The sequence below is a fragment of the Bdellovibrio sp. ZFWA1 genome (assembly GCF_056175665.1).
This window is the reverse complement of record NZ_JBJKJH010000001.1, coordinates 1550626-1568105: the sequence shown is the minus strand read 5'-3', so window position 1 is coordinate 1568105 and position 17480 is coordinate 1550626. Positions and strand designations below refer to the sequence as shown.

At 42.1% G+C, this 17480-nt stretch carries 13 protein-coding genes; 6 read left to right on the top strand and 7 right to left on the bottom strand.

What is annotated here, in order from left to right; translation table 11 throughout:
- Position 1 precedes the first annotated feature (1 nt).
- From AC04MN_RS07565 to AC04MN_RS07550, 4 genes are all read right to left on the bottom strand, one after another.
- Positions 2 to 259 (bottom strand): DUF2249 domain-containing protein, encoded by a 258-nt coding sequence (locus AC04MN_RS07565; protein ID WP_475382580.1) that lies wholly within the window; start codon positions 257 to 259, stop codon positions 2 to 4.
- Between the two features lie 87 nt (positions 260 to 346).
- The gene (locus AC04MN_RS07560; protein WP_475382579.1) at positions 347 to 910 is read right to left on the bottom strand and encodes a PepSY-associated TM helix domain-containing protein; all 564 of its coding nucleotides are present in this window, start codon (positions 908 to 910) and stop codon (positions 347 to 349) included.
- Positions 903 to 1358 (bottom strand): DUF4920 domain-containing protein, encoded by a 456-nt coding sequence (locus AC04MN_RS07555; protein WP_475382578.1) that lies wholly within the window; start codon positions 1356 to 1358, stop codon positions 903 to 905. Before AC04MN_RS07555 ends, AC04MN_RS07560 begins: the two co-directional genes overlap by 8 nt.
- A gap of 24 nt (positions 1359 to 1382) precedes the next feature.
- Positions 1383 to 3542, bottom strand: a complete 2160-nt coding sequence (locus AC04MN_RS07550) for a TonB-dependent receptor domain-containing protein (protein WP_475382577.1) — start codon at positions 3540 to 3542, stop codon at positions 1383 to 1385.
- 186 nt (positions 3543 to 3728) lie between these two features.
- On the opposite strand from AC04MN_RS07550, the gene AC04MN_RS07545 reads away from it, so the two are divergent.
- The 6 genes from AC04MN_RS07545 to AC04MN_RS07520 all read left to right on the top strand — a co-directional run bounded on the left by AC04MN_RS07545 (position 3729) and on the right by AC04MN_RS07520 (position 14963).
- On the top strand, positions 3729 to 4694 hold the full coding sequence (locus tag AC04MN_RS07545) for a methyltransferase domain-containing protein (RefSeq protein ID WP_475382576.1): 966 nt from the start codon (positions 3729 to 3731) through the stop codon (positions 4692 to 4694).
- A 61-nt stretch (positions 4695 to 4755) separates the two neighbouring features.
- Positions 4756 to 5313, top strand: coding sequence for a regulatory protein RecX (locus tag AC04MN_RS07540; protein WP_475382575.1), 558 nt, complete (start codon positions 4756 to 4758; stop codon positions 5311 to 5313).
- Positions 5300 to 8044, top strand: coding sequence for an alanine--tRNA ligase (gene alaS, locus AC04MN_RS07535; RefSeq protein WP_475382574.1), 2745 nt, complete (start codon positions 5300 to 5302; stop codon positions 8042 to 8044). The genes AC04MN_RS07540 and alaS overlap by 14 nt, the downstream gene beginning before the upstream one ends.
- 156 nt (positions 8045 to 8200) lie before the next feature.
- Entirely contained in the window at positions 8201 to 8596 is a 396-nt protein-coding gene (locus tag AC04MN_RS07530) for a hypothetical protein (protein WP_475382573.1), read from the top strand.
- Positions 8597 to 8750: 154 nt separating this feature from the next.
- On the top strand, positions 8751 to 9995 hold the full coding sequence (locus AC04MN_RS07525) for a cytochrome-c peroxidase (protein ID WP_475382572.1): 1245 nt from the start codon (positions 8751 to 8753) through the stop codon (positions 9993 to 9995).
- A 90-nt stretch (positions 9996 to 10085) separates the two neighbouring features.
- The gene (locus tag AC04MN_RS07520) at positions 10086 to 14963 is read left to right on the top strand and encodes a beta strand repeat-containing protein (RefSeq protein ID WP_475382571.1); all 4878 of its coding nucleotides are present in this window, start codon (positions 10086 to 10088) and stop codon (positions 14961 to 14963) included.
- A 52-nt stretch (positions 14964 to 15015) separates the two neighbouring features.
- Here AC04MN_RS07520 and AC04MN_RS07515 read toward each other — a convergent pair whose 3' ends face one another.
- The 3 genes from AC04MN_RS07515 to AC04MN_RS07505 all read right to left on the bottom strand — a co-directional run bounded on the left by AC04MN_RS07515 (position 15016) and on the right by AC04MN_RS07505 (position 17479).
- A complete protein-coding gene (locus AC04MN_RS07515) occupies positions 15016 to 15606 on the bottom strand; it encodes a YceI family protein (RefSeq protein ID WP_475382570.1) in 591 nt (196 codons plus the stop codon).
- Between the two features lie 129 nt (positions 15607 to 15735).
- The gene (locus tag AC04MN_RS07510) at positions 15736 to 15981 is read right to left on the bottom strand and encodes a hypothetical protein (RefSeq protein ID WP_475382569.1); all 246 of its coding nucleotides are present in this window, start codon (positions 15979 to 15981) and stop codon (positions 15736 to 15738) included.
- 178 nt (positions 15982 to 16159) lie between these two features.
- The gene (locus AC04MN_RS07505; RefSeq protein ID WP_475382568.1) at positions 16160 to 17479 is read right to left on the bottom strand and encodes a DUF3373 family protein; all 1320 of its coding nucleotides are present in this window, start codon (positions 17477 to 17479) and stop codon (positions 16160 to 16162) included.
- Between the last annotated feature and the right edge of the window lies 1 nt (position 17480).

The following is a 17480-nucleotide window of genomic DNA, read 5'->3' as shown; positions in this document are numbered from 1 at the left end:
ATCAGTTACAAAAACCGCAGCAGCCCTCAGATTTTTTTCGAACAAAGCGTACTTTCCAAACATTAGGTCCACTTTCCACATAATTATACTCTAGAAGTTTTCCAAACACCGACTTCATCTGCTCGACCAAGGGACGCGGGTCATGATTATTCACGATCAATAATGTCTCTTCCGGATTTAGGTTCGCAAAAGACTTAAGAATAAACTCATGACGATCCGGAGCTGGAATACTTTGGGCTTCAATTGTAAACTCACTCATTAGAAATACCTCCAGCTCTGACATTCCCCTAGATTCTTGGAATATGCCTTGATTTAAATCAAATATGGTAATTTCAGATTGAAGAGCTTAAGAATACACAAAATAAAATCCGAGTGGAATCAGTAGTCCCAAAAGACTCAACACCCAACCGCGCTTGGAAAAACTATTTCCGCCCTTAACCATAAACAAACCAGATAAAGCCAGGTACGCCAACAGAACACCAAAAATGTCGGCAACGTAAGTCCATGCTTTTTTAGCTTTGTTTAAGTGCAAGAAGTTCGCAAAAAACAAGCCGGGTCTTTTGCGGGTTTCTTCAACTTGAGCAATTTGACTTTGTTTATTCCAAACAACTCGTGCGTCTTGATAAAAGTACGTAGTCTCTGTTTCAGACTCTGCAATTTCACTTCGAAATTTTCCAGACAAATTTAACTGCTCGGCTAAATACTGATGAAACTGTTCATCTTGTTTAACCCCATCAACACGAATGACTTTTTCATATCGTTCAATAGAATAACTAGGGTTCCAATCTTCGATATGATTTACCGCGATTCCAGAAATTGCATAAATCAAAACCAAAGCAACGCAAAGGTAACCTACATCCCTGTGTAGGTTACGATTCCAAACAAAAATCTTCTCCCCTAAATTATTCAATCACAGCACCTGTTGCGTTGACTTGATAAACTGTCATTGGAGCCTTTACCGAAGCTGGGTCAAACTTTTGTTTATTCTCTTCTGCCATGTGCTGCAAGTAAGCCTTCGTGTCTTCTATAGACAAATCAAACTTCTTGAACTCACCCTTCGCAACAGCCTTTTTTCCTCGCGCATCCAAAGGGAACACCATCACCCCATCTTGTACTTTGATTCTAACTTTTTCACCTTTGTAGTCTGTAGAAAGCTTCATCCAACAACCGCGCTTCGCACACACATCTGTGATTGTTCCAAAAAATGTCACTTCTTTACCGAGATACTTATCTGGAGTTTTCATAATTTCTGTCATAGACATGGCTGCTTTAAAATCAGCACCAGCACCAAACTTAGTCTCAGCCAAAGAAGCCTGTGAAGCCATAAACAATGAAATCGCAACTATTGATTTAAACATTTTAAAAATTCCTTTTTTATAAAATTAAAAAATTGTCGTTACAGATAAACTGTAATTACGACCTAACTCATAGGCACCACTCGAACTATTGTGGACCATGTACATCTTGTCAAAAAGATTCGAGACATTCAATCCCAGATTCACATCACCAAATTCTCGAACCTTCGGATACCACTGCGCACTCACACCATATACATCATAGGCAGGTGTAGCATAGCCAGCTTTTATATAACGCTCAGACAAGCGTTTTTGGGCTGAAACAAATTGAGCATCAGCACCCAAACGAACTCTTGCTGACTTAAAATCATATCCAACACCCAACAAAAACTTATCTGCTGGCGCTGACACTAAGGGTTCATTCAATGTTTGCGCAGAATACATATCTGGACAGTCTTTGCAGTCCATCTTAATTGCTGAATAACCCGCTTCAAGTTGCCAGCTTTGGATGTCAAACTGACCTTGCAGCTCCACTCCGCGACGGACAACTTCTGACAGATTTCGATATTTATAATCTCGATGAGTCGCCTCTGCGGGGCCAGCCGCAACACGTTGTTGCCCCACCATTTTATACATCTCTGGCATCCACTCAATATAGTCTCCGATAACTTCATCAAAATAAGATACTTTAATACGTTGAGTATCCGGAGCCATGGGCATTTTCAACAACAACGAAATCTCTTTAGTTCTGCCAAACTCTTCATTCAGATCAGGATTGGGCGAGCTTGTACAGTCTTTAGCAGGCCTGTGACACTTCCACGAAACGCTGCTTCCGTAATACATTTCTCGAACATGAGGAGCTCGATTTGCTAATCCTGCTTTGGCCGAAATTTTCATCCACTGAGTCGGAGAATATGACAAACCAACAGCTGTTGAAAAAGTATCCCCACTTTTTTGAGGCACATTCAAACTCAGCTTAGTTGAACTTCTATCGTAGTAAGTCGCTCGCGCACCAATTGAAACTCCCACTTTGTCGTTCATCAAATTAAGCGTATTTTCAGAAAACAAACTGACATCTGAACCCTTTGAATCTCCATAATAAGAAACATCCGAACCATCTTTTTCAGAAATACGAGAATCATTTAGCTCTAGACCTATTGAGCTATCAACAGAGGCATCTTTAGCCAGGTTCAGCGCACTTATACCCTTAACTTTAACACCTGCATTTTTAATTGAATCTTCAGTTGTTCCTAAGGTGGAGTTCATTCCTCGATAGGCGGTATGGGTCAGCTTTTTTGAATCCAACGTGTTATAAATCGCTTGAGCTTCAACTTTAGATCCTTGCCCAATAGATTGCTCATAATTCCCCACCAAGTCTAAAGAATTTCGATTATAATCAGAGTTTGTTTCATCACTGCCAGCACTGTAAGCTGCATTTTTATTTTGCGATGTAGAGTATTCAAATTTGAAGTCTGCTTTAGATCGAGCAAATTTGCTCTGCAATTTACCTAGATATGTATTGCGCTTAAAAACTGCAACGCTTTCTTCTTTTGCTGCCGCAGAATCATTCGGAGATCCAGATTCGATTTTTTTACTATCTCGAAGCGTAGTTCCCAACAACAAGGATGTGCTCGAGTTCAGCGGCGTCGCCGCCTGCACAGAAGTTGCTTGCCCCTCGGTTGCAGAATCTGCAGTCAACTTCACTCTCGTCTTTAAGCGATTTGATCCCATCAAAATGTCATCAGCATCAATCGTTTTATAGTCAACTGTGCCTCCCATTGCGCCTGACGAATTTGTTACTGAGTCTGCTCCATTTTGAACAGAAACTTGCGTTAAAATATCTGGCTCAACAGCAATACCTGATTGAAGTCCTGATTGAGTTGACTCTGCTCTTTGAGCGCCGTCGACTTTTTGAACGACACGATACCCACTCAGCCCTCGAATTGACACCTGTTGATTTTGCAACTCACTTCCACCCGTGACGCTCACTCCTGGAACCTTCTGCAAAAGATCCTTAACATCACGTGCCTGCGCACGTTCGATTTTCTTTTTATTCACGACAGTTTTTGCATCAACAGATTCGTAAGCTTGATTTTCATCAAGCTGATCTTTTTCACCGACAATCTCAATTTGCTCGAGTTTTTTTAAGTTTGAGTCTTGGCTAATTGAATTTTGTCCATCTTGTGCGTAAGCCTGATGAGCCAACTGCAGAAACAGCACCATAAGCAAAAACTTTGCTGAATACATAATTATTCCTCATTCAAAATTGAAATTAAAAGGTGATTATGTGTTCAGTTAGCAATCGAAGCCCCCAGCGTCCATAAAATTGGATTGATCCCCGTAAACCGAAAACTAATTGAATACTGGCGTCCAAACATAAAACAAATGGAGTATTTACTAGAAATTAACACTTCAACTTGCTACACTTGATAAATGAATAATATTTCCACAAAAGCAGCAGACTTCATTTACTTTAATCTCTTGAAAACATTTGTGGAATTTAAACTCAGCTTTTTTAAAAATGGCAAATCTGGACAAACGGCCCTCGAAGCACAAAGAGTTGCTGAGATTTGCCACCACCTTGAGTTTAATGAAATCGCGCATCTATCCGACCAACTTAGCTCCATGAATCGCTCAGAAACTGAAAACTTCCTTTCCGAGCTAAACGTTAATTATAGAAACTGGCTTTTTGATTTTCAAAATTTGAAAGCAAATGAAAAAATCGAATTTCACAAAGTCATCTTTTCAAAAGTAAAAGAGCTATTTCAAATTGAAGCCACTCAAAACTCCCAAGTTTTACAAGTATCACTTTATAGATGCTTCGACAGTCTCGACTCAACCCTTGGCATTGATTATTCAAGTGAATCTCAAATGCCCTCCGATGCCTTCAACAAAGAACGAATTTTTGCGGGCTCAGCTGAAAGCGTACAATCGTCGTATTCAACAATTTTTTCAGCACTCCGTGAAATGAATCCTAAAGCCGGCTCTCATTTAATCGACTTAGGCTGTGGCTTTGGCCGGCTAGGATTTGTCATCGGTCTACACCGACCTGACATGCAATTTACAGGTTATGAGTATGTCGATCATCGCATTCAAAACGCCAAAGGTTGTGCAAAACAACTCAACTTAGAGCAAAATGTACACTTTCACACTCAGGACCTTTCCGACTCCAACTTTAAGCTGCCAGTTGCAGATATCTACTACATGTATGACCCTTTTAGCGCCGACACCTACAAGTTTATTTTGAATCAAATGCTCCCTATCTCAAAAGATCACCCCATCATGATTGCCACTAAAGGCAACGCCAAGGATTGGCTGCATGAAATTGCGGCTCAAAACAAATGGCGCCCCGCTCAGTCATTTGATTATGGCAATTTGAACCTCTTTTGCTCTTATTAATGTCAAAATTGCAGCGCATTAAACCGGACTTTCCCCCTGAAATCCGCTATAACTGCGGCTTATGCAAGACCCTCAAGATCTCAAAGAACTCATTCTAAAAGCTCGCCGTCGTATGATGGATTTAGTGGCTCAGCGAGATCACTCCGAAAAAGAGCTGCGCACAAAGCTCAAACAATACTTGAGCCCCAAAAAACATTGGCGCCGTCGAAGTTCTTATGGAGATAGTGAGATGTATTCTAAGCCCGAGGCCGCTCTATCCCCTGAAGAGCTTGAGTTACAGATGGAGCAAATTGCGCAGGCTATCGACAAAGCCATTGAGTATGCAAAAGAGAATCGTTGGTTAGGAGCCCCCGAAGAGCTGGCTGAAAAAATGGCCCGCGGCCTGCACTACCGCAACAAAGGGTCTTATTATATAAAAAACTGGCTTCAAGAAAAAGGTTTACCCCCAATTGAAGTGGATCGTGAGTTGGAGCTTGAAAAGGCGCGCACTCTCGTGAAAAATAAGTTTGCTAAAATTGAAAAACCAACCCGTGAAGAAAAAGCCAAAATGGGTCGTTTTCTTGCGGCTCGCGGTTTTGACCTAGAGACCATCAGAAAGGTTATAAATGAAGAGTTCTGAAGTTCGCCAAAAGTTTATTGAGTATTTCAAAAAGAACAGCCACACCCACGTCGCTTCTTCGTCTTTGATTCCTGAAAACGATCCGACTTTGTTATTTGCAAATGCCGGAATGAACCAATTCAAAAACACTTTCTTGGGCTTAGAGAAAAGAGACTACACTCGCGCAGTCACTATTCAAAAATGTGTGCGTGCTGGTGGTAAACACAATGACTTGGAAAATGTCGGCTTCACCGCTCGCCACCATACATTTTTCGAGATGATGGGGAACTTCTCATTTGGTGATTACTTCAAAACTGAAGCTATTCGACTGGCTTGGCAATTCCTGACTCAAGAGCTCGCGATTCCAAAAGAAAAGCTTTATGTCACGGTTCATATTTCTGATGATGAAGCCGCTGATATTTGGCACAAACAAGAAGGTGTTCCTCGCGAACGCATCTTCAGATTCGATAAAGACAACTTTTGGAAAATGGGCGACACCGGCCCTTGTGGCCCATGTACCGAGATTTTTTATGATCACGGACCTGGTGCTGGTAAAATCTCAGACCCCTACGAGAGCATCAAAGCTGGCGAAGATCGTTTCGTTGAAATTTGGAACCTCGTTTTCATGCAATACTTCGAAAATCCTCCAGGAACTCTTACTCCGCTTCCGAAGCCGTCTGTCGATACAGGGGCTGGATTTGAGCGCGTTTGCGCAGCTATGCAAGGCAAATTTTCAAACTACGATACCGATATCTTTGCTCCAATGATTGAACGTGCTTGTAAAATCGGAAAGTTTGATTACGTCACAGATAAAAAAATCCTTGAAGCCAACAAAGAAATCTCAGATCGCACCGCTGCGATTCGTGTCTTGGCAGATCACTGCCGTTCAACGAGTTTACTCATTGCTGATGGTGCTCTTCCTTCAAATGAAGGACGTGGTTATGTTCTTCGCCGCATTATGCGTCGGGCGATTCGCTATGGACGTAAAATTGCGGGCGAGCAGTCCATTCTTCCCGGCATGGCCGAAGCATTGATCGACAGCATGAGTGATGTTTATCCTGAGTTGAAAACTCGCCGTGATCATATTTTAAATACAATCCGCGATGAAGAAGATCGCTTCACTGCGACTTTGGATAATGGCACAAATATTTTGATGGACGAGATCACAAAATTAAAAGCGAAGAATGGCAAAGAGCTTTCTGGTGATGTGGTCTTTAAAATGTACGATACTTACGGCTTCCCCGCGGATTTGACTCGAGTGATCGCCAACGAACACGGCATTGACGTGAACGAAGAGGCTTTCGAGAAACAAATGGAAGAAAACCGCGCAAAATCCAAGGCGAGCTGGAAAGGCAAGTCGATGGGCGCTGACGAACAGCATTTAATCAAGTTTGCCAAAGACTACCTTCAAGCCGGTGGCAAAGTTCAGTTCACAGGCTATGACTCGATCACCGGCAAAGGAGCTATTAAGGCGCTTTCAAATGGTCATGAGGTTGTCTCTAGCTTAAAGCAGGGCGATCACGGCGTCGTCATCATCGACAGCACTGCATTTTACGGTGAAGGCGGTGGACAATCCGGCGACACAGGCTACTTGGTTCAAGAAGCCAACCGCGCTAAAGTCTTAAATACAACAAAAATTGATGACATCATCCTTCATCACGTTGAAATCGAACATGGCGAATTTAAAAATAGCATGACCGTATATTCAGCTGTTGATGAAGTTGAACGTCGCAATACGGCTAATAACCACTCTGCGACTCACCTTCTGCACGCGGCCCTCAGAAAAGTTCTAGGCACTCATGTGACTCAGGCAGGATCTCTTGTTGATTCTCAAAAAACCCGTTTTGACTTCACTCACAATAAACCTTTATCTTCTGAAGAGATTCAACAAATCGAAGAATTGGTGAATAACGAAATTGCCCGTGGCTCTGAAGTGAAAGCGGAAGTGATGTCACACAAAGATGCTATCGCTAAAGGCGCTATGGCCTTATTCGGAGAGAAATACGGCGATCAAGTTCGTGTTTTGACGATGGGTGAGTTCTCGACTGAACTTTGTGGTGGAACTCACGTGAAGAACACGTCTCAGATTCGTATGTTGAAAATCGTTTCTGAAGGTGGCGTCAGCTCTGGTGTTCGCCGAGTTGAAGCCGTCACTGGCGATCACGCCGTGCGCTTGGCCTTCCAGGCGATTCAACACTTTGATGAAGCCTTAGCGACGGCAGGTCTACAAAAAGCGCCTCATTATTTGAAGAATTTAGAAGCCACAGCAGCGGAACTAAACGAAGAGTCTTATAAAAAGTCTACTCTGGCTGGAAAAATCGACGCCATGAAAGAGCAGATCAAGTCTTTGGAAAAAGAGATCAAAAAAATCCAAGGCGGCTCGATCAATGTCGATGAGATTGCAAGCAAAGCTGCTATCTTTAAAACGAAATCGGGTATCAATGCTAAGTTGGTTCTAGCAGATCTTGCGTTGGATGATCGCGATGTATTGGCTCAAGTGACTGACCAATTGAAAAATAAAATCCAAACCGGCATCGTTGTCGTGGTTGGACAAGGCGATGCATCTCATCCGATTATAGTATCAGTCTCTAAGGACATCACAGGTGATCACAAAGCCGGAGATATCTTGAAAGAGGTTGCAACGATGATGGGCGGAAAAGGTGGAGGAAGACCTGATTTTGCTCAAGGTGCGGCCCCTGACAGAAGCCAACTTGGAGCGGCTTTTGGAAAATTGAATGGTCTTTTAAACTAAATAACGCACATCAACATGAAGATGGTGTGAAAACCTAAAAAAGAGGCTTAAAAAGGCCTCTTTTTTTTACATTTAGCTATATCGCGTCGGCTGTTTTTTTTTGAATTCGGTAATCCTGTGGACTAATTTGCAGGCCAATCACCTAGGGGGGATTTAATGAAAAAAATGATCGCAACTGCATTGCTTTTGGTTTCTTCTTCAGCTTTTGCTGACACAACTCTTTTTAACTGCACAGTTCCAGCACAATCTAAAAGTGTTGTTTCTATGACAATCGAGCTTGGCGCTGACGCAAGTTCTGATTTTGTGACTTTTACTTTGAACGAAAAATCAGCTCAATCAATCATGTTCACTCAACAAGACAAAGGAACTTTTGCTGATCAAATCACAAATGGTTACTTCTCTACGATCGTTTTTGGCGAAAGCTTCGGTCAAGTTGACGGTGTTATCACTGATTCTGGAATCATCTCTTTGCAAAAAGAAGCTGACAAAGTTTTCTCTGGTATCCTTTCTGCTAAAGGAAACATCTATCCTCTAGTTTGCAACCAGCCGTAATTTAAATTCGGTTCGTTCGACTGAAAAAGCCGCACATTGTTGCGGCTTTTTTTATTCTTCCATTTCATTTTCATTTTCTCGACCTATCGACTTTTTGATTGATGACATAAACTCAAATTAAGAAGATGCTTTTCTTCATTGGGGGAATAAGTCGATGCTTAGATGGGTCATTGTCGCTTCATTAATTGCCAGTACTTCATGGGCCGAAAAGTCCATCGACGACAAAATTGCAGAATTCATTCCATTATTTCGCCTAAAGGCAATGCCCCAAGAAATTGTCAGCAATGAAGATCTTTACAAACTTGGAGAAGCTCTTTTTTTAACTCGCCAGCTGTCAGGAAATAAAAATATTAGTTGTGCCGACTGCCACAATCCAAGCAAGGGCACAACCGATAAATTACCCTTGGGCCTTGGCCAGGGACACTCTATTGTTCAAGACTCTATACTGCAGGCACAGGGCCATATCTTAGCTCGCAATACGCCTCCACTATACAACCTAGGACAAGTCAGCTCTTTATTTTGGGATAGCCGAGTTTCCAAAAGAATAGATCAAAACAATGGTGAAATTATTTGGACCACCCCAACACCTTTAGGGCCTTGGAAAACAAATTTAACTTCGGCTCTTGCAGCACAGGCTCTATTTCCAATTCTAAGTCCAGAAGAAATGCGCGGTTTTAAAGGTCAAAATACGATTGCCGATATCGACGATGCCGAAAAAGCCTGGCAGGCAATCACGGATCAAGTCGCAAAAAATACGGCAATTAAAAAGCTTTTCGACAAAGCTTACCCCAACCAAAAACCTCATATATTTATGGTTGGAAATGCCCTTGCCGAATTTCAACGAGTGCGGTTCAGTAGTCACAACTCCCCCTACGATCTCTATCTAGAGGGCAATTTGAAAGCACTCAGCGACGAACAAAAAAAAGGCATGGAGCTATTTTTTGGTAAAGCCGACTGCGGCCGTTGTCACAATGGAACACACCTCTCAAATTTTGCAGTTCACTCTTTGGCGATACCTCAATGGTCCACCAAAGAGGCGGCAACAGATAAAGGAGTCGGCAACTGGATGGAAGACAGTTTCGGCACATTCCGATTCAGAGTCCCTCCACTTAGAAATATTGGCTATACAGCACCTTATATGCATAACGGCTTTTTTCAGAACCTTAAAGACGTTGTCACGCACTACAACCATTTCCCTCGCACGATTCGACACCTAGAGTGCCCCAAGACGCCAAGTAATTATACCGAGGAACTAATTTGTGATACGGATACGACTAGAAACAATGCTCGACTGAGTTCTGCTCAAAATTCATTAATTTTTAGACTCGGACTGACCCCAACAGAAATCGGTCAAATTGTTAGTTTTCTGCAGAGTCTAAATGATCCAAATTTCCAATAGAGTCTCGATCTGAGACATATCGATCATTACATCTGTTAATCTAGTTCAAATTCCTGTTAAGAATCGGACAATTTGGGCGATAAGTAATAGATGCGGTTTAAGCTTTTATCAGTTTATCTAGCTTATCTATTTGCTCTTATCCATTTCTTAACTGGATGTTCTGCCGCGACTTCAACTTCAAACAAATCAGACCCGAAACCAAAAGATCTTCCGCTTGAACTGACGGTCTCTACGAATGTCGCTAAATACATTAACCTGCAAAATGCTGCTGCTTTTGAAATTTTCGGATCCTGCGGAACGGACGACGAAGTCGTTAGCATCACATCGACGAAGCTGTCGGAAGCACTGAGCGCAAACTGTCAAGATCAGGTATGGAGTAAAACTATCGATTTTTCATCTGCGACTGATGGTTTCGTTGATATGAATCTTCAATCAACAAATTCGAAAGATGTTAAATCTAAAAGTCTTTTCTTACGGGTCTCTAAAGATACAATACCGCCAACAACACCAGTTTTATCTATTAACGGAGGAGCCACACTAACTAAGAATCTATCTGTGACTTTAGAGCTTCGCGGCTCGATTCCTGCCAAAATGACGGTCTCGCAGAGCAGTTGCACGAATGATAATCCTGAAACTTTTATCGCTAATAAAACTGTCACTTTGAACTTAGCAGATCAACTCAATACCTTTTTCGTAAAATATGTTGATAATGCCGGAAATTTTTCTACCTGCTCGCAGGTCAGTATACTTCATGATGGGATAGCTCCGACTTTGACCTTTACTAGTCCCGCGGCAGGCTCTCCAATATTGACCTCTCAACTCGCAAATTTTGCTGTCTCTGGTACATGTTCTGAAGAAGGCCAACCTGTGAACTTCAGCATTCACGGAACGGGCTCTACGCAATGTCTTAACGGCACTTGGAGCAAGTCTTTTGACCTCAGCTCGCAACCCGATGGCACCATTAATATTGGAATCTCTCAGACAGATCTAGCTGGAAATTCTGCGATTCCTTTGACTCGCTCTTTTTCAAAATCCACCGCTAGTGTTAGTCTCACTCTTGTTGCGCCAACCGAAGGCAGTATCTTAAATCAGTATTCTAATTCTGCATTGATATTTACAGGCACTTGCAGCGCCAATAACAGCGAAGTCAGGCTAACGGGATCGTCTGTTGCACAGACAACCTGCTTAAACAACTCTTACTCAATTTCCGTTGATACCAATTCACTAAGCGAAGGACAATTAAATTTTACTTTAAGCCATACTGACCCCTTTGGAAATAGTGCTCCTGCTGTGAACATGAGTCTTGCAAAAGACACGTCGGGACCTTCCTTATTAAGCTTGGCCATAAATACAAACAATAGCCATACGAATGGCCTAAACTCAACCCTCAGTATCTCTGCATCTGATGCATCAGAAATGCTGATCAGCAACTCGATCCTTTGTAACACAGGAAACTGGGAACCAATGGCCTCTAGCAAGTCTTGGACTTTAAATACAAGTAATGACATTAATACCGTTTATGCCAAATTCAAAGATGCCAGCGGTAACGAGTCTGCATGTATCAGTGATTCCATCATCCACGATAATATCGCACCAACTGTCGCCTGGAGCTCCCCAACAGAGGGAGCGATCATCAATTCTTTAAACCAAAATTCATTTTTGGTTTCTGGAACTTGCTCTGAAAACTCACGTAATGTTCAGATCTTTCGCGGAAGCCTGGTGGGCTCTGCAACCTGCACAAACAACGCTTGGTCTACCAATTTAAATCTAGCCAGCCTCGGTCAAGGCACTCAAGTCTTTTCGATATCTCATACAGATTTAGCGAATAATCTTGTAGATAACATCCAAAGGAGCTTCACCAAAGATTCCCTTGGTCCCTCTCAAATAAGTATAGTCATTGATAGCGGTTTGACTTACACGAACTCTACCAATGTAACGATCCAGCTTGAAGCCACTGATGCCTCAGAAATGTATCTCACAACTGATGCAAGCTGTAATTCTGGAGGTAGCTGGGAAACTTTCACCTCTAGCAAAGGCTTTACCCTTAGTGCAGTTAATGATGAAAACGAAATTTTTGTTATATTTAAAGACTCTAACGGAAATCTTTCAAATTGCATTTCAAGCTCAATCACTCACGACGACCAGCCTCCAAGTTGGAGTTCAAATCCAACACACTCAAATATCAATGGCTCTATCACTCAAAGCCCATTAGTAAATTATCAAGAAAATGCCACAGATTCGGGAAGTGGAGTGGCGACTTACGAGTATGCGATTGGAACTGGGACTTCAGGAGCTAGTGCTACCGACATTAAAACCTGGACGCAAGTTACTGGAGGCTCATTCACAGCTATTGGTTTAAGTCTGATCGACGGGAACACGTACTACGTCAACATGCGAGTATCTGACAACCTAGGCGCTACCACCGCGCTGTCCTCGACAGGCTGGGTTGTCGACATTACGGCACCGATTTTAACGATCAGCACACCGGTCAATAATTTAATCACAACCCAATCAGAGTTGGCATTTAGCGGAACCTGCGAAAGTGGATACCCAGTAGAGATTTCCTACGGAACTGATGTTTCCGGAGATAGCTCGACAACTTGCACAGCGGGTGTGTTTAAAACCTATATTCAAATGAGTGGCCCTACCGGTGAAAGATCCATCACCGCGTCTCAAACAGATTTAGCCTCTAATCGCACGACTATTTCAACAACCATCAGTCGATTCTTCAACCGCTCTGAATTCAATGGTCCGATACTGGCGATGAAAAAACTCTCTGATGGCAGCACTCTAGTCGCAGGGCAATTCTCGGCTTTTTCTAACAGCAAAGAAAACTATCTTTCTTTCGTAAATCTTTCTAATGGACGCCTGATCGAAAGAAATTTAGGAGATGCCTTTAATGGCATTGTTTACGCAGCTATCGAATTAAGTGACGGAAGTCTGTTAGTTGGTGGATCCTTTACTCGATATCGAGGACGCACGGCTAATCGCATCGCCAAAATTGCAAGCAATGGAAATCTTGATGTTAACTTTAACCCGGAATCTGGAGCCAATGGTTTTGATGGAGCGGTTCTTGCCCTTGAACTAAACGGCACTGATATTTATGTGGGCGGGTCTTTCACCAAATATAAAGGCATTTCAGCCAATCGAATAGCCAAACTAAATCAAAATGGCGCCTTAGATACAGTCTTTAGCCCTTCAACAAATGGATTTAATAGTAGCGTACGTGCTATTAAAATGACTCCTCAGGGTCTTTTTGTCGGAGGCGATTTCACAACATATAAAGGTGTTTCCGCAAAATACCTCGCAAAACTTTCAGACCAAGGGGGCTTAGACACGGTATTCAATCCTGCATCGGGCGCCAATGGAACCGGGGCTCGCGTTCGCGCTATCGTGAATGACTCTACAAATCTATATATTGGTGGCGACTTCACTACTTATCGAGGCTCTGCTGCCAATCGTATAGCAAAGGTCAATATCAGCACCTTTGCATTAGACACCACATTCAATCCAGCGACAGGAGCAAATGGAACTGCTGGCGCTGTCTATGCGTTGGCTTTGTCGGGGACAGATCTTTATGTCGGCGGATCTTACACGACTTATCGAGGCACCACTGTGAATAATATCGCCAAGGTCACAGCAAGCTCTGGAGCATTGCAAACGGCCTTCAGTACTGGCGGCACGATCGGCGTCAACTCTGCAGTCAATGCAATTGCTATTAACGGAAGCGACGTCTACTTAGGAGGAAACTTCACTACAGTAAGGGGAACCCCGGCATTTAGAATTGCCAAACTTGGCGCATCTAACGGAGCAGTCGATTTAAACTTCAGCCCAACTTACAACGTGAATGGCGCAAATGGTGCGATCAACTGCCTAACAATTACAAACAGCGGAGTTTGGGTTGGAGGCTCTTTCACCAATATAAATTCTGGATTTCCAGTTCACAACTTGGCAAAGCTTCGCCCAGATGGAGAACTTGATGAAGATTTCTCGGTAAGAACTTCGATTGTGAATTTAAATAATATCGCAAGAACAATCGAAGTCGCTAGCGACGAATCTTTCGTTTTAGTTGGTGGTGACTTCACAACTTATCGGGGAAGTGCCGCCAATCGCATTGCCAAGATTGATCTAACCACTGGCGATTTAGATCTTACTTTTTCACCAGCATCTGGAGCCAATGGATTCTCGGCTGGGTCGGTTTATGCAATTAAATTAAGTCCGGACAATCTCAATGCCTATATAGGTGGCAGCTTCACAAGCTACAGAGGAGGCATCGCAAACAGAATAGCGAAAGTCGACACCTCGACCGGAGCCCTGAATCTTACCTTCAATCCGGTATCAGGCTCGAACGGAGCTGGAGGAACGAATACGATCGTAATGGCCATCGATTTAGACTCTACACATATCTATCTTGGCGGATCATTTACGACTTATCGGGGCACCACAACCAATAGAATTACTAAAGTCGACTTTAATGGCGTGCGAGACACAAGTTTCAATCCCGCCTCGGGCACTATTGGTTTTGCCAGCACTGTAAACACAATTTTTGTAGATGCTAGTGATGTCTATGTTGGAGGTGCATTCACAACTTATCGTGGAACTGCCGCCAATCGATTTGCTAAACTAAATAAATCTACGGGCTCTCTAGACACGACCTTTATTGGAAGTGGTGCAAACTCGACCGTAAACCATATTGCTGGAAATTCGACGCATCTATTCTTAGGAGGGTCTTTCACAACTTGGAAGGGGCTTGCCGGAAACTATATTGTGAAAGTAAGTAAAACTGACGGGAGCAAAGATTTAATTTACAACCCAGCTTCCGGCGCCAACGGAACAAACAGCACCATTAACTATATATTTATTGATGGTACCGAGATAAACTCAGTTGGGGTGTTTTCAACCTATAGAAATATTCGCCACAATTACTTTTTTAAATCAGACTTATCAGGAAACATTATTTACGAATAAAAAAACCCCGCTTTTTTAGAGCGGGGTTTGATGTTCTAAATAAAATTTAAAACTATTTCTTCGCAGAAATTTTAACAGTCAATTCGATTTCGTCACTGATAACTTTATCGCCCAAGCCAGTGAAGAACTTACCAGATCCATATTTAAGACCCCATTGAGTGCGATCTAGTTTTAGAGTCGCCTCTCCAGTAGCTGTATCACCTTTGATAGCGATTTTAGCTGGGAATTCAATTGCAACCGTGTTTCCAATCATCGTGAAGTCACCTTTAATAACTACTTCTGTTGCTGATTTCTTTGTTACTGCAGTTGATTTAAAAGTTGCTGTTGGAAACTTAGCAACATTGAAAAAATCTTCAGAAGACAAGTGACCAACTAATTTAGCCGCATCTTTCGGTGACGCTTTTAAATCTTCATTCGAGATTGTTTTCATATCTACTGTGAATGAAGCAGATTTCAACTCACCTTTTTCGATCTCAACAGAACCCTCTGACAAAGAAATCATCCCGTTGTGAGAAGACTTCGTCACGGTTTTTGAACCCTTCCAAGCAACAGTTGATGCCTTAGTATCGACTTTCAATGCTGTTGGAGCTGCCATAGAAACCGATGCTACAAGAGTAGCAACCATCATCACTAATGTTTTCATTTAATCCATCCTTTGTTTGTTTTAATTGAACCTTGCTAGTGTATGGATAATGTAAAAAAAAATAAATTTGTTTTTAAGCAATGAAAATAAATTGGTCCAACATACTCATTACCACAAAGTAAGCACACACTATCGCCCCATAATAACGCCAGAATTTTCTCTTAAACAATTTATCTTACAATCATCAACACTAACTTTAGTTCCTGGAACACAAGTTAAGTAAAGATCACGAATTTTTTTAAGTGCCTCATGGGCTGAAAGATCCCTCTGACATTGCTCTTTAACGACCTTTTGAACACTTTCGAGCTTTCCAGCCAAAACCAATTGCGAGCATCCGAAGGTTAAAAAAAATAAAAGCCAAGAATATATTTTCATCGGAACTCCTCAAAAAATGCGCTAAATTATCTTGATAAATAATTGAAAAACATTTCAAGCATACCTAAGGGTTAAGAATGTGTTAAATTACACATCGTTCATGTTTCTGAAATTTAAAAGGGCTCCCACGATGGGAGCCCCAAATTCAAACTCTATAAGTCTTCAGAGTTCTTGTTTCTTAGAAGTCGAATCTTAAGTTAGCGTACATTGCACTAATATCTCTCTTAGAGCTAACGTTAGGTCCTAAATCCAATGGCTTTTTCTTCTCGTCTTTCAGCATATAACCAAAGCGCAAAGATGCACCACCATTGATCTTCTTAGTAAGGTAAGCATGATAACCCGTTCCTCTTACGCCATAAAATCCGATTAGATCTTCGCCCGCATTATTTGTGTAAAGAGCATCATCGGAACCAGCTACAACTTCAGCTCCATAAATCCACGATTGAGTATTGTATCTGTAAGAAAGCAAAACTGTATTTCCATTGAATGTCTTATCTGAGCTTGTTGTACCCAATCCGACATTTCCATTAGATGTGGTCATCAATCCTTTTGATCTATACGTTGTGCCTAAATATGACAACGATAGATCCGAATTTGAGCCTGCCACACCCTGAAACTCCATAGCAACACTCGTATTCTTCAAACCAATTGAAAGAGTTGATACGCCCGCTCCCGAGGGATAAATAACTTGAGGGACATCAAGATATTGGACAATCACACCGATATTGTTCGCCCATGAAGATCCCTGATTTGAATACTCAAGCTGAGCGGCCACTGTATTGTTTGTCGTTTCAACTTTACTTCCGGATGAAACCACCTGGCCAGAGCTAGTCGTAGTATCTTGAGTTGGTCTCTTCAAATAAGCACTAGAACCAACCCATGCGTTTGTGAACGGAGTATAGACTGCACGCGCCGCCAGTGATTTGTTATCACCGATATTGAATTTATACGTACCAGCAAATCCATCAAGAACACTGTTATATACTAGCATCGGATAAGTTCCGAGACGAGCACGACCATCGTAATAGTTAAATGGCTGACCATCAACAGTTGGCAAACGGCCTACTGAAAGATAAGTCGATTCTGAAATTTTCCAATCAACGTATGCTTTTTCCAATACGACTGCAGACGAAGTATAATTGTCAGCAGCATTCATATCTGCCCCAATCGTTGAAGCTGTACCTTGACGACTCCAAGCATTCATCAATTTTGAAGTTGTAAGACGCCCGTAGAATTGCATATTTTCAGCAACATCCGCTGACATATTCAATTGAGCTACCATTCTAAAGTAGTTCAAATCTTGAATTTTTGAACCCCCAACGGCTTTATCATCCACCGTGATCCCATCAAAGCGAGTAATCAAAGTTCCGCTGAATTTAAAAGTATTCAAAGACTGAGAAGCTTCAAGCTCTGCAATTCTTTCTTCTAAAGTTGCGCCCATTGAAATTGCAGGTACAAGTGAGGCAGCGATAACTAATTTTTTAAGTGATTTTTTCATA

What these genes read in the sequence shown, in the direction of transcription:
- AC04MN_RS07530 (WP_475382573.1), top strand. Translation starts at nt 8,201, where the DNA reads ATGAAAAAAATGATCGCAACTGCATTGCTTTTGGTTTCTTCTTCAGCT.
- AC04MN_RS07545 (WP_475382576.1), top strand. Translation starts at nt 3,729, where the DNA reads ATGAATAATATTTCCACAAAAGCAGCAGACTTCATTTACTTTAATCTC.
- AC04MN_RS07505 (WP_475382568.1), bottom strand. Translation starts at nt 17,479, where the DNA reads ATGAAAAAATCACTTAAAAAATTAGTTATCGCTGCCTCACTTGTACCT.
- AC04MN_RS07525 (WP_475382572.1), top strand. Translation starts at nt 8,751, where the DNA reads ATGCTTAGATGGGTCATTGTCGCTTCATTAATTGCCAGTACTTCATGG.
- AC04MN_RS07550 (WP_475382577.1), bottom strand. Translation starts at nt 3,542, where the DNA reads ATGTATTCAGCAAAGTTTTTGCTTATGGTGCTGTTTCTGCAGTTGGCT.
- AC04MN_RS07540 (WP_475382575.1), top strand. Translation starts at nt 4,756, where the DNA reads ATGCAAGACCCTCAAGATCTCAAAGAACTCATTCTAAAAGCTCGCCGT.
- AC04MN_RS07555 (WP_475382578.1), bottom strand. Translation starts at nt 1,358, where the DNA reads ATGTTTAAATCAATAGTTGCGATTTCATTGTTTATGGCTTCACAGGCT.
- AC04MN_RS07520 (WP_475382571.1), top strand. Translation starts at nt 10,086, where the DNA reads ATGCGGTTTAAGCTTTTATCAGTTTATCTAGCTTATCTATTTGCTCTT.
- AC04MN_RS07565 (WP_475382580.1), bottom strand. Translation starts at nt 259, where the DNA reads ATGAGTGAGTTTACAATTGAAGCCCAAAGTATTCCAGCTCCGGATCGT.
- AC04MN_RS07515 (WP_475382570.1), bottom strand. Translation starts at nt 15,606, where the DNA reads ATGAAAACATTAGTGATGATGGTTGCTACTCTTGTAGCATCGGTTTCT.
- alaS (WP_475382574.1), top strand. Translation starts at nt 5,300, where the DNA reads ATGAAGAGTTCTGAAGTTCGCCAAAAGTTTATTGAGTATTTCAAAAAG.
- AC04MN_RS07510 (WP_475382569.1), bottom strand. Translation starts at nt 15,981, where the DNA reads ATGAAAATATATTCTTGGCTTTTATTTTTTTTAACCTTCGGATGCTCG.